Annotated in this window: 14 protein-coding genes; 6 read left to right on the top strand and 8 right to left on the bottom strand. The window is 70.0% G+C overall.

The features are described 5' to 3' along the window. Positions 1-35 precede the first annotated feature (35 nt). The 3 genes from bcp to ABFX51_RS36355 all read right to left on the bottom strand — a co-directional run bounded on the left by bcp (position 36) and on the right by ABFX51_RS36355 (position 1,429). Positions 36-503, bottom strand: coding sequence for a thioredoxin-dependent thiol peroxidase (gene bcp, locus ABFX51_RS36345; protein WP_346056510.1), 468 nt, complete (start codon positions 501-503; stop codon positions 36-38). Positions 504-521: 18 nt separating this feature from the next. Continuing rightward, the gene (locus ABFX51_RS36350; RefSeq protein WP_245783384.1) at positions 522-1,052 is read right to left on the bottom strand and encodes a hypothetical protein; all 531 of its coding nucleotides are present in this window, start codon (positions 1,050-1,052) and stop codon (positions 522-524) included. A 197-nt stretch (positions 1,053-1,249) separates the two neighbouring features. Beyond that, positions 1,250-1,429 carry a hypothetical protein gene (locus ABFX51_RS36355; RefSeq protein WP_143249994.1) on the bottom strand — a complete coding sequence of 60 codons (180 nt, stop codon included), beginning with the start codon at positions 1,427-1,429 and terminating at the stop codon, positions 1,250-1,252. Between the two features lie 141 nt (positions 1,430-1,570). On the opposite strand from ABFX51_RS36355, the gene ABFX51_RS36360 reads away from it, so the two are divergent. The 6 genes from ABFX51_RS36360 (at position 1,571) to ABFX51_RS36385 (ending at position 8,660) form a co-directional block, all read left to right on the top strand. Further along, positions 1,571-2,353, top strand: coding sequence for a hypothetical protein (locus tag ABFX51_RS36360; protein WP_346056511.1), 783 nt, complete (start codon positions 1,571-1,573; stop codon positions 2,351-2,353). Positions 2,354-2,458: 105 nt separating this feature from the next. Then, positions 2,459-3,745 carry an FAD-dependent oxidoreductase gene (locus ABFX51_RS36365; protein ID WP_346056512.1) on the top strand — a complete coding sequence of 429 codons (1,287 nt, stop codon included), beginning with the start codon at positions 2,459-2,461 and terminating at the stop codon, positions 3,743-3,745. A 4-nt stretch (positions 3,746-3,749) separates the two neighbouring features. After that, positions 3,750-5,417 carry a dihydroxy-acid dehydratase gene (ilvD, locus tag ABFX51_RS36370; RefSeq protein ID WP_346056513.1) on the top strand — a complete coding sequence of 556 codons (1,668 nt, stop codon included), beginning with the start codon at positions 3,750-3,752 and terminating at the stop codon, positions 5,415-5,417. A gap of 135 nt (positions 5,418-5,552) precedes the next feature. Next, positions 5,553-6,827, top strand: coding sequence for an aconitase X (locus tag ABFX51_RS36375; protein WP_346056514.1), 1,275 nt, complete (start codon positions 5,553-5,555; stop codon positions 6,825-6,827). Then, on the top strand, positions 6,824-7,237 hold the full coding sequence (locus tag ABFX51_RS36380) for an aconitase X swivel domain-containing protein (protein WP_346056515.1): 414 nt from the start codon (positions 6,824-6,826) through the stop codon (positions 7,235-7,237). The genes ABFX51_RS36375 and ABFX51_RS36380 overlap by 4 nt, the downstream gene beginning before the upstream one ends. A gap of 31 nt (positions 7,238-7,268) precedes the next feature. Then, positions 7,269-8,660 carry an MFS transporter gene (locus ABFX51_RS36385; protein ID WP_346056516.1) on the top strand — a complete coding sequence of 464 codons (1,392 nt, stop codon included), beginning with the start codon at positions 7,269-7,271 and terminating at the stop codon, positions 8,658-8,660. Here the strand turns inward: ABFX51_RS36385 and dprE2 are convergent. The 5 genes from dprE2 to ABFX51_RS36410 all read right to left on the bottom strand — a co-directional run bounded on the left by dprE2 (position 8,614) and on the right by ABFX51_RS36410 (position 12,122). Next, positions 8,614-9,354: a decaprenylphospho-beta-D-erythro-pentofuranosid-2-ulose 2-reductase gene (gene dprE2 / locus ABFX51_RS36390; RefSeq protein ID WP_346056517.1), complete on the bottom strand. Its 741-nt coding sequence runs from the start codon at positions 9,352-9,354 to the stop codon at positions 8,614-8,616. The two genes, ABFX51_RS36385 and dprE2, sit on opposite strands and share 47 nt — an antisense overlap. Before the next feature lie 24 nt (positions 9,355-9,378). Continuing rightward, complete coding sequence (locus ABFX51_RS36395) at positions 9,379-10,005, bottom strand: DUF4383 domain-containing protein (RefSeq protein WP_346056518.1); 627 nt, start codon at positions 10,003-10,005, stop codon at positions 9,379-9,381. A 92-nt stretch (positions 10,006-10,097) separates the two neighbouring features. After that, positions 10,098-10,919: an ABC transporter permease gene (locus ABFX51_RS36400; RefSeq protein WP_091515367.1), complete on the bottom strand. Its 822-nt coding sequence runs from the start codon at positions 10,917-10,919 to the stop codon at positions 10,098-10,100. Beyond that, entirely contained in the window at positions 10,879-11,676 is a 798-nt protein-coding gene (locus ABFX51_RS36405; RefSeq protein WP_091515369.1) for an ABC transporter ATP-binding protein, read from the bottom strand. The genes ABFX51_RS36400 and ABFX51_RS36405 overlap by 41 nt, the downstream gene beginning before the upstream one ends. Next, positions 11,673-12,122: a MarR family winged helix-turn-helix transcriptional regulator gene (locus ABFX51_RS36410; protein WP_425425883.1), complete on the bottom strand. Its 450-nt coding sequence runs from the start codon at positions 12,120-12,122 to the stop codon at positions 11,673-11,675. The genes ABFX51_RS36405 and ABFX51_RS36410 overlap by 4 nt, the downstream gene beginning before the upstream one ends. Positions 12,123-12,166: the final 44 nt, after the last annotated feature.

Here is a 12,166-nt window from a genome sequence, read left to right on the forward strand (position 1 = left end):
CACCCTCGGAGCCGCCATCACCTGCTACAAGAAACTCACCAAGTGAGACAAGCTCTTAGCAGTTTTGCTACGTGGCCTGTGGCTCGGACGTTGTAGAGGGCCTTCTCGATCTTTCCTTCGGCATCTACCACGAAGGTGGACCTGATCACGCCCTGGATGATCCTGCCGTAGTTCTTCTTTTCCCCGAAGGCGCCCCATTCGTTGAGCACCGTCTTCTCCGGGTCGGACAGCAACGGGAAGGTCAGCTGTTCCGCTTCGACGAACTTCGCGAGCTTTTCCGGCTTGTCGGGCGAGATTCCGAGGACCTGGTAGCCCGCGCCGTTCAGCTCTGCCAGGTTGTCCCGGAAGTCGCACGCCTGCTTGGTGCAGCCCGGGGTGCCCGCGGCCGGGTAGAAGTACACGACGACCCGCTGACCCCGGTAGTCACTGAGCGAAACCTTCTTGCCCTCGCTGTCGGGCAGGGTGAAGTCGGGAGCCGGATCGCCGGGAGAAAGTCGCTGCATACCGCGCAGCGTAACCGGTCAGGCGGCCCCGCAGTACACCGCGACGACGGCGCTCGTGGCGGTCGGCCGCAGCGACAGTTTCAGCTCGGCGGGCTCCACCGGCACGGCGAAGGCCAGCGTGAACCGCACGTCACGCCCCGTCGGCACGTCCTTGCCCGCGTCGACGATGCCGCTGTAGCCCTGCGTGGGGTCGACGAGCTGCTTCGCGCCGGTGCCGGCGACTGTGGCCGACACCGACAGGCCGGACAGGCGGTACGGCTGGGGCCCGTCATTGCGGACGGCGATCTCGAAGGCGGCCGCGCGGTCGCTGTGGGGGTACGCGCTGACGCTCGGCTGGAACGACTTGGGCGTGGACACCGAGATCGTGATCCCGTCGGCGAAGCGGTACTGGCCACCGAAGTCCAGCACCTGCTGGGCGGGCACCGGCGCCGCCTGCACGGCCGGGCTGCCCGCCTCGTTCCGCGCCACGGTGGCGGTCTGCGCGGGCGCGCCGCACGCGACCAGCCCGATGAGGGCGGCCGCGGCCAGGACGTGCCTCGGGGTGCGCACAGCGGCAACTTCCTTTACTCGTCAAAGTCGCCTCCGGCTGCGCCGTTCGGGGTAGGCACTTCTGCCGGGGGGACCCGTCCACTCTGGCCGGTCGGACCCGTCGCGGCGAGGCGTGGCACGGGGTTGAGGCGCACCTGGTGTAGGGCTGTGGCCGATCCGTGATCGGAACGGTACCGGCGGTGAGCGGCGTCACCGGGTCAGGTGGCGAGCGCGAAGAACAGGATGAAACCGCCGACCGCGAGGACCCACACGACGATCAGCCAGCCGAAGTCGCGCCACGGGTCCACCGTGTGGTTGTCCTCGCCGGGCACGTAGACGCCGCGCTGCTCGAACCAGTCGGCCCAGCGCGACATCCAGCCGAACGGGTTACGCCGCATGCCCCTACGGTACGGCCTCCCCGGTGGTTCCACTTCCGCTACCTCGACTTCACGGAGAGTCGAAAGTCGCCACCAAAGTCTGTGACGGTCGTCACGATGATGACAACGAACTGGTAACGACGGTTAAGTATGTTGCTGACAGTGACGAACGAGAGGGTCGTGAGTGTGCCGAGTAATGAGGTGAATTCCCGACAGGGTGACGACGGCGAGCAGTTGACCGTCGCCGAGCTGCTGCGGCGTGAAGGCGTCACGCAGGAGCTGCCCGTCGTGAAGGACCCCGTCGATGACGCCCCGACCGAACGCATCCCCGTGGCCGAGCTGCTCCGCCGCGAAGGCCGCTGGGACCGCCGGAAGGCCAGCCGCGTGGGCGTGCTCGCCGCCGGGGTCGCCGCACTCGCCGGGGTGGCCGTGACCGCGCTGAGCACAGGCCAGCTGCACGATTCGGCGGCGAACGCCGCGGGTGGCGCGGGAGGCCCCGTCGTGGGCCCCGAGCCCGTCACGAGCGTCGCCTCCTCGCCGAGCCTCGCCTCCAGCGAGACGACCACGGTCGACGGCACCACGGGCGCGTCGACGTCCGGCAGCACCGCCGGCACGTCGTCCTCCGGCACGCACACCGCTTCGACGGGCGGTCAGGCCCGCAGCGCGTCCAGCGGCCAGGAGAACACGTCGTCCGGTGGTCAGGCGCCGGTCGCGTCGCAGCCCGCCGGCTCGTCCACCGCCGACAGCAGCACGTCCGGCTCGACGGGCACGACGACCACGCGGTCCGACCCGCCGCCGCAGACGACCACCAGCAGCCCGCCGCCGCAGAACGTGCAGCCGCCCGCTTCGACGCCTTCCTCGTCGAAGCCCGCGCAGGAGCCGGAGAAGAACCCGGGCCTGCTGGGTGGCCTGCTCAACGCCATCGGCGGCCTGCTCGGCGGCTGAACCATAAACCCGGTCGATACCGACTAGCCGAAGGAGTTATTTCTCTCTGGCGCACAACGGTTTCTAGTGTCGACGTGAGTCCCGTCACCGTAGACAGGAGCGTCGATGCCGCATCCGTTGACCCAGCTCGCCGTGCACACCGTCCGCAAGCCGGCGGTCGCGCCGGCGCACGAGATCACCGCCGACGTGTGCGTCGTCGGCGCGGGTGTCGCCGGCACCTCCGCCGCCATCGAAAGCGCCAAGCTCGGGCGCGACGTCGTCCTGGTCGACGCGCAGCCCGTGCTCGGCGGGCAGATGGTCAACTCGCTGATCGGCCTGTTCTGCGGCGTGTTCGGCAACGCGCCCGAATACCGCCAGCTCACGCACGGCATGTTCGACGAGATCTTCGCCGACCTGGGGCCGACCGGCGACCTGCACTTCAACCGCGGCCACACGATGACCGTGCAGTACGACGAGGTGGTGCTTGGCCGCTGGATCGAGGAGCGGATCCGGCAGCTGGGCATCCGGGTGGTCGTCGGCGCGGTGATCCAGGGCGTCGAACTTCACGAGGGCCGCATCGAGACGGTGTCCTTCGCGACGCGCTACGGCACCGTCACCGTCCGTGCCACCGGTTTCGTCGATTCGACCGGTGACGCGGCCCTCGCGTGGGAGGCCGGGCTGCCGTGCCGGATCCCGGAACGCACGATCTACGGCTCCCAGCAGATCGTCCTCGAACACCTCGACGAGACCCACAAACCCGACGCGAAGGAACTCGCCGCACGGGTCGACGCGAAGGCCGAGGAGTACGGCCTGATGCGCCACGACGGGCTCGCGTTCTTCTTCCCCGGGCGCAACACCGCGGTCATGAACATGACCCACATCGAGGCGCCGCTCGACCCGGTCGCCGCCTCCGACGCGCAGCTGGAGGGCAAGGCCCAGGCCGACCGCGTGGTGCACTTCCTGCGCACCGAGTACCCGAAGGCGTTCGGCAACGCGAAGGTGCGCGCCTACGGCTTCCCCGGCCGCCGCCAGACCCGCTGGCTCGCCGCGGTGCACCAGCTGACCCTCGACGAGGTCCGCACGGGCCACCGCTTCGAGGACTCCGTCGCGCGCACGGCGTGGCCGATCGAGCTGCACGACCGGCCCGAGGGCTACGTGTGGGAGCTGTTCGAGGCCGACCACGTGCACTACGTGCCGCTACGCAGCATGCTGCCGCCCGACGTGCACAACCTCGTCGCGGCCGGCCGCTGCGTGGACGGCGACGCCGCGGCACTGTCGAGCATCCGCGTCATGGGGCCGTGTGCGGCGATGGGCATGGGCGCGGCGCACGCGCTCGACCTCGCGGGCAAGGAGAGCGTGCACGACGTGCGGCCGGAAGAGCTGCACGACCGGCTCAGCGAGAACCTGGACTGAAGCCGTGGAACTGCGGAGCAACTTCGAGAGGGGCAGCTCCCGGTGGGCCACCAGGCGCGCGCAGTGGCGGGCGCTGGGACTGTCCGATGAGGACATGGAGAAGCCCAAGATCGCGGTGGTGAACTCGTCCTCGGACCTGGCGATCTGCTACAGCCACCTCGACCAGGTGGCGCGCTGGGCGAAGGAGGCGATCCGCGCGGCGGGTGGCGTCGGGTTCGAGGTGCGCACCACGGCGCCGTCGGACTTCATCCACAGCGCGGGCGGCCGCGGCGGCTACATCCTGTCCAGCCGTGACCTGATGGTGAACGACATCGAGGCCGCGGTGGAGGGCGCGCTGCTCGACGGCATGCTGTGCCTGGCCTCCTGCGACAAGACCGCACCCGCGCACCTGATGGCGGCCGGGCGGCTGGACATCCCGACGGTCGTGGTGCCGTGCGGGTACCAGCCGTGTGGCACGTTCCGCGGCGAGCACTGCGACATCGAGGACGTGTTCCTCGCCGCCGGGCACGTCGCGCAGGGCAGGCTCGGGATCGACGAGCTGACCGAGATGAGCGAGCAGGCCGTGCGCGGGCCCGGGGTGTGTGCCGGGATGGGCACGGCGAACTCGATGCACATCGTGTGCGAGGCGCTGGGCATGGCACTGCCGGGCACGACTCCGGTCGCGGCGAACAGCCCCAAGATGTGGCAGGCGGTGGAGGACGCCGGGTACCGCGTCGTCGAGATGGTGCGGGAAGGGTTGAAACCCCGCGACGTGCTGACCCCGGCCGCGTTCGCCAACGCCGTGAGGGTGGTGCTAGCGATCAGCGGTTCGATCAACTGCGTCAAGCACCTGCAGGCCGTCGCCGCCGAGGCGGAGTCCGATGTGGACGTGTACCGGCTCTTCGAGCGGTACGCGGACGAGGTGCCTCCGCTGTCCGCGGTGCGCCCCAACGGCCCGCACTCGATCGAGCAGTTCGAGGCGGCCGGTGGTGCGGCAGCGGTCCTCAAACAGCTGGAACCCCTGCTGTACAGGGAAACCATGACGATCACGGGCCGCACGCTGGGTGAGAACCTGGCGGGCGTGGAGGTCGCTGAGCCGGACGTGATCAGACCGCTCGGCGACCCGATGGGCAGGCAGCCCACCGTGGTCGTGGTGCGGGGTTCCCTGGCGCCCGCCACCGGGATCGTGAAGCTCGCCGTCGCCGAGAAGCGGCGGTTGTCCTTCGAGGGCACGGCGGTCGTGTACGAGTCGCCGGAGGACGCCTTGGCCGGGCTGCGGAACGGCGAAGTCCGCGAGGGGAACGTCCTCGTCCTGCGCGGGCAGGGTCCGAAAGGCAGTCCTGGCATGGGAATGGCCTCGCGGCCGGTGTTCGCTTTGGACGGTGCCGGGCTGACCGGGAAGGTCGCCGTGGTCACGGACGGGCAGCTGTCCGGGCTGGTGAACAAGGGCATCGTCGTGGGTGAGGTGTCGCCGGAGGCGGCGGACGGCGGACCGCTCGCGCTCGTGGAGAACGGTGACCGCATCGCGATCGACGTCGCGGCCCGCACGGTCGATCTCGTGGTGCCCGAAGAGGTTCTGGCCGAACGGCGGGCGGGATCGGTGCGTGCACAGGACGGAACACGGGGCTGGCTGGCCCTCTACCGGAGCGCCGTGCGGCCGCTCCAGGAAGGTGCGGTGTTACGTGCTCGGTAAGACGTGGGTGAACGCAACATATGTCGCCTTGCTCGCACCAGGCGGCCCCGTGTTCACTGAGGATCTCGGTGATCGGCTTCGGAGTGCTGGGACCCGCCCCGCGGACAGAGGAGTACCGGAGAGGGAGTTGCAGCGGTGAACCTGACCGATGAGGAGAAGGCGATGATCGACGGGGCCGAAGGCCCCGCGGTGGCCGCCGCGATGGATCTGCTCGTCCGCTACGCGGAAGCCCTGGACTGCGAACGGTTCTGCGACGTGCGCAACGTCGCGGGCACCATGACGCAGCCGTCCCCGGCGAAGGCGAAGCTCGTCGCCGAGCACGGGTGGGACAAGGCGTACGCCGTGATCAACCTGGACTCGGACGGGGATTTCGAGGTCCCGGCGATGAAGGTGCCGACGTGCCAGCTGCAGCACGGGTTCAGCGACGACTCGGTCGGTGTCGCGCCGTACCCGAAGCAGTACGTGGAACTGCAGGCGGACGCGGAATCCTTCTACGGCCGCAAAGGCGTCAACATCCTCGCCACGTGCACGCCGTACCAGGTGGGCAACCTGCCGGTGCGGGGTGAGCACATCGCGTGGATGGAGTCCTCCGCGGTGGTGTACGCCAACTCCGTGCTGGGCGCGCGCACCAACTGCGAGGGCGGCGCGTCGACCGGCGCGGCGAGCCTGACCGGCAAGATCCCCTGCTGGGGCAACCACCACGAGGAGAACCGGCGCGGCACGCACCTTATCGATGTGCGCGTGCCGGTGAAGGACTTCCTCGACTGGGGCCTGCTCGGCTACTTCGCGGGCGACCTGGTGCAGGAGGAGCGCCCGGTCATCGTCGGTGACTTCGCGCAGCCGGAACTGGTGGACCTCAAGCACTTCGGCGCCGCGGCGGCGTCCAGTGGCGGCGTCGAGATGTACCACATCCCCGGCGTCACCCCGGAGGCGCCGACGGTGGAAGCGGCGTTCGGTGGTGCCGCGCTGCCCGAGGCTGTCCACTATGGACAACGCGAACGCCAGGCGGTGTACGACGACCTGAACTCGCAGGGCGACAACACCGACGTGGACTTCGTGCTGCTCGGCTGCCCGCACGCCTCGATCGACCAGATCTGGCGCGCGGCCCGCGCGCTCGAAGGCCGCAAGCTCAAGGCGCAGCTGTGGATCATGGTGCCACGTGCGCTCAAGGTGGTCGCGGACCGCAGCGGCTACACCGAGATCATCGAGCGGGCAGGCGGGCGCGTGCTGTCGGACTCCTGTCCTGCGATGTCCCGCTCGGCGCCTCCCGGCACGCGTGTTTTCGCCACGGACTCGGCGAAGCAGGCGCACTACCTGCCCGCCATCCTCGGCATCGAGGCGTGGTTCGGCACGCTGGAGGACTGCGTCGACGCGGCCGTCACCGGCCGCTGGCGGGGTGAGCTGCGATGAGCATCGTGTTGCGTGGCAGGGGAGTGGTACCCGGCGTCGTGGAGGGGGAGGCGCTCGTCTCGCACGAGACGATCTCCGGCTGGGGCGGGATCGACCCGGCGAAGGGCGTGATCATCGAGCGGCGGCACGAGCTGTACGGGGTGTCGTTCGCCGGGAAGATCCTCGTGTTCCCGGGCGCCAAGGGGTCTTCCGGCTGGTCGGGTTTCTTCCAGAGCACCCGGCTGATGGGCACGGCGCCGCTCGCGATGGTGTTCACCCACCTCACGACGAAGGTGGCACTGGGCGCGGTCGTCACGCGGGTGCCGAGCATGACGGGCTTCGACCGGGACCCGGTCGAGGTGATCACCACGGGGGACTGGGTCCGCGTCGACGCCGACGCGGGCGTCGTCGAGGTCAAACCGGCTCTGTAGTCCACACCTGAGCGCACAAGGGAGTGTGTCCATGTCAAGTCCCGCCGTCGACGTCCTGCCGATCATCGAAAGACAACGGGTGGGCCGGTTCTGGCTCGGCCTGTTCGCCGTGTCGTGGGGTATCACGTTCCTGGACGGGTTCGACCTGCAGATCCTGTCCTTCGCCGGGCGCTACATCAAGAAGGCGTTCACCCTCACCGACACGCAGCTGGGCACGCTGGGCACCATCGGCATCTTCGGCACGCTGATCGGCGGGCTGGCGATGGGCTACCTCGGCGACCGCATCGGCAGGCGGCCGTCGATCCTGGTCGCCACCACCGGTTTCGGCATCTTCATGATCCTGTTCGTCTTCGCGACGGACTACACGCAGCTCGCGGTGCTGCGCTTCGTCTCGGGCCTGTTCCTCGGTGGCGTGCTGCCGTTGACGTGGGCGCTGAACACGGAGTTCGCCCCCGCGCGGTTCCGGTCCACGTCCGTCGTGGTGATCATGTTCGGGTACAGCCTCGGCACCGCGGCGGGCGGCCCGGTGTCGAACCTGCTGATCCCGGAGTTCGGCTGGCAGTCCGTGTTCGTCGCGGGCGGTGTGGCCTCGCTGCTGATGGTGGTCCCGGTGGCGCTGGTGCTGCCGGAGTCGGTGAAGTTCCTGGCGCAGAAGGACCTCAAGCAGGACCGGATCGCGAAGATCCTGCGCCGCATCGACCCGTCGCTGCGGTTCGAGCAGGGCACGAGGTTCGTCGCGGGGATCATCGACAAGAAGCGGTTCACGCCGGCGCAGCTCTTCCGCGACCGGCTCAGGACGATCACCAGCCTGCTGTGGATCGCCTACATCTGCTCGTCCGCGGTCGTGTTCTACCTGGCGTTCTGGACCCCGATCCTCAACGAGCGCTTCGGGTTCTCGACCTCCGCCGCCGCGACGGTCGCGGCGGTGGCCTCGGTGTGCGGTGCGGTCGGGCAGATCCTGATCGGCCGGTTCATCGACCGGCGCGGGGCGGGCACGATCGCGTTCATGCCGCTGCTCGGCGTGCCGTGCCTGCTGCTGATCGGGCTCGCGCCGTTGGACAAGCCGCTGTACATCGTGGTCCTGCTGCTCGCGCAGCTGTTCATCGTCGGCGGGCACGGCGGGATGCACAGCATCTCGGGCATCTTCTACCGGCCGGCGATCCGCGCCAACGGCGCCGCGTGGGCGACCTCGATCGCGAAGTTCGGCGCGATGCTCGGTCCCTGGCTCGCGGGCGTGATCATGGACAACGGGCTGGGCGCCAAGGGCACGTTCTACGTGTTCGCCCTGTTCCCGCTGCTGATGTCCGGCCTGCTGTTCGCACTCGGCCGGGTGCAGAAGCGGCTGCCGGGCGACGCCGAGGGCGCGCTGGCGCCGGTCACCGAGGCAGCCGTCGCCAAACGGTCCGGGGAACCAGTCGCATAGCGAAGAAGACGGGGCGGAGCACGGCGGGGACCCACACCTCGCCGCGCCCGCGCCGCAACGCCGAGACGGTCGCGTCGGCGACCTGGCTGGGCGTGCTGGAGAACGGCGCCGGCGGCATGCCCGCGGTCATCCGGCCGATCACGAAGCCGGGCCGCACGAGCAGGAGCTTGACCGGGCCGCCGTGCAGCGCGTCGGCCAGGCCGCTGGCGAAGCCGTCGAGCCCGGCCTTGGCGGAGCCGTACACGTAGTTCGCCCGCCGGACCCGGATCCCGGCGACGGAGGAGAACACCACGATGCGCCCCGAACCCTGTGCCTTCAACAGGTTCACGAGTTCGGTCAGCACGTGGACGTGGGCGAGGTAGTCGGTGTGCGCGATGGCCGCGGCGTGCGCGGCGTCGGCCTCGGCGCGCCGCTGGTCGCCGAGGATGCCGAAGGCCACCACCACGACGTCGAGCGGACCGTGCTCGGCGGCGACCCGCTCGAGCACGGGCCGGTGGCTCGCGAGGTCGTCCGCGTCGAACTCGACGCGGACGACGTCCGCCGCACCGGCCTCGCGCAGCGCGGCCTCCTGCTCGCCGAGGTCCGCGCTGCGCCGTGCGGCCAGCACGATCTTCCTGCCGGGCTCGGCCAGCCTGCGCGCGACTTCCAGGCCGATCTCACTGCGCCCACCGAGGACGAGAACCGTTCCGCTCACGCGGAGCAGTCTGCCTGACGGGCGTCAGTGCGCCGCGGTGTGGCTCCGCCGCAGCCAGGATCCGCGCCGCCGCTCGCCCGGCCGGGCCTCGGCCTCCGCCTGCTCCGGGACGTCCGCGCGGGTGTCCCCGCCGGTCCGGATCGGCTCGGTCGGTGCGGTCGTGGTGGTGGTCGTGGCGGTCGTCGCCGGTTCGGGCTCGACGACGTGCACGACCTTGCGGGCGGGCATCACCGCGATGATGAGGCCCAGCACCGCCGTCCCGACGTGCAGCCAGTTGTCGGCGTTGTTGAGGTTGAGCGGGTTGCCCAGGTTCGCCACCGGGTTCGACGAGATCACGCCGGTGATCATCAGACCCCAGATGGCGATCAGGCCGTAGCCGACGAACAGCACCCAGCCGTACGTGCGGGCGAGCCCCGAGTACGTCGCGGTCAGCAGGCCGAGCACGCCGACCACCACGTGCACGAGGTTGTGCAGCGGGTTGATCATGAAGCCCAGCAGCATCTCGTGCTGGTTGCCCGCGAAGTTCCCGAGCCCGGTCCGCGCGAACCCGACGATCCCGGCCGCGAGGTAGACCAGCCCGACGAGCCCCGCGAGGACCTGCACGGGCTGCAGTCCCTGGACCCGGAGGTGTGCGTCTTTCGAACGAGCCATCATCTCGTCCCCTTTGTCGCGATGGGGCACCACACTGCTGTAGTGCCTCCGGTGCGCGCAGGGGTACCCGGTGGTGAATTCCGACAAACTCCTCAGCGCGCGAGGCGTCCCAGCAGCGCGGACGCGACGCCGATGGCGGCGAGCATCGCGCCGACGAGCACCCCGAAGTCGAGCCCGAGCCGTGCCGGGGTGCCGATGAGCAGGCCGCGCAGCGCCTCGACCTCGTAGCTGAGCGGGTTGACGTGGTTGACCACCTTGAGCCAGCCCGGCATCAGGTCCACCGGGTACAGCGCGTTGGAGCCGAAGAACAGCGGCATCGTGATGGCCTGGCCGATGCCCATCAGCCGGTCCCTGGACAGCACCAGCCCCGCGATCACGATCGACAGGCAGCAGAAGAACGCCGACCCGAGCACCAGCGCGACCGCCATCCCGACGAGCTTGAGCGGGTTCGGCGTGATCGACACCCCCAGCAGTGCCGCGAGGATCAGCACGATCACCGCCTGCACGAGTGCGCGCAACCCGGCCGCGAACGCCTTGCTCGCGACCAGCGCGGCCCGCGGGGTGGGGGTGACGAGCAGTTTCGCCAGCACCCCGGCGTCGCGTTCCCAGATGATCTGGATGCCGTAGAAGATCGCGATGAACAAGGCGGACTGGGCGAGGATGCCGGGCGCGAGGTAGTCGAGGTACGGCGTGTTGCCGGTGGGGATCGCGCGCAGCCGCGTGAAGGTCTCCCCGAAGATCAGCAACCACAACGCGGGCTGGATGGCCCGTGTGACGAGCTCGGTGCGGTCGCGGCGGAGCTTCTGCAGCTCCATCAGGCACATCGTGCCCATGCGCGACAGCAGCAGCCCGACCTGCCGGAGCGGACCGGGGCTAGCCCAGGCGGCGGGCGGTGCGGCGAGTGGCGCGGACATCGCGGATTCCTCCTCCATCGAGCTGGTCGCCGGTCATCGCGCGGAACACGTCGTCCAAAGTGGACCCCTCGCCGAGACCGGCTTCGAGTTCGGCGGGGGTGCCGAGTGCGCGGATGCGGCCGCGGTGCATGAGCGCGATGCGCTCGCAGTACTGCTCGGCCTCGTCCATGTAGTGCGTCGTGACCAGCACGGTCATGCCGGTCTCGGCGCGGATCTGCTCGATGCGCTCCCACACCGCGGAGCGCGCGACCGGGTCGAGGCCGATCGTCGGTTCGTCCAGTATCAGCAGCCGCGGCGAGCTGATCAGCGCCTGCGCCAGCTCCAGGCGGCGGATCATGCCGCCGGAGTAGCCCGAGGCCTGCCGGTCGGCGTCCTGCGTCAGGCCCACGGCGTCGAGCGCGCGCTCGACCTGCTCACGCCGGTGCGCGCGGGGCACGTCGAACAGCCGCGCGAACAGGGTGACGTTCTCCCGTCCGCTGAGCGTCGCGTCGGCCGAAAGCTGTTGGGGCACGTAGCCGATCAGCCTGCGGACGGCCATCTTCCTGCGCACGTCGAGCCCGAACACCTCGATGTGGCTTTCGGTGACGGGCAGCAGCGTGGTGATCATGTGGATGGTGGTGGTCTTGCCCGCCCCGTTCGGGCCGAGCAGGCCGAAGATCTCCCCGGCCGCGATCTCCAGGTCGAGCCCGTCGACCGCGGCCGTCTCGCCGAAGGAGTGCCGCAGCCCGGTGCACCTCACGGCGGGTGTGTCACTCATGTCTCCTCCTCGATCGCTTTGAGCAGGCGGTTGAGCGCGGGCAGGGCCGACTCGATCGCCTCACGGTCCACATCGGACAGAGCGGCCAGCCGTCCGGCGACGAACTCGGTCCTCGTGCGCCGCCAGGTGGCGAGCCTCGTGTGCGCGGCGGGCGTCAGCTCCAGCCGTGCCGCGCGCCGGTCCGCCGGGTCGACCTGGCGCTCCAGCATCCCCGCGTCGACGAGCTGGTTGACGAGCGTGCTGACCGAGTTGCCCGCGAGGTGCAGCCGCCGCGCGGCCGCGGCGACCCCGATGCCCGGCTGCTTCTCCACCACGCGCAGCAGCTCGATCTGCGCGCCGCGCAGGCGCGGGTCGAGCTCGGGCAGCCGGGCGGCGACGTGGCGGCGGACCAGCCTGCGGAGGCCGGCCACCGTCACCATCAGGTTCTCGGCGAGCTGGGCGGTCACGGCTCCGAATATAGCTCTCAATCAGAGTATTTAGCAATGCTCAT

Origin of the sequence: Amycolatopsis dongchuanensis (assembly GCF_039542405.1) — a bacterium.
GTDB lineage: Bacteria > Actinomycetota > Actinomycetes > Mycobacteriales > Pseudonocardiaceae > Amycolatopsis_E > Amycolatopsis_E sacchari.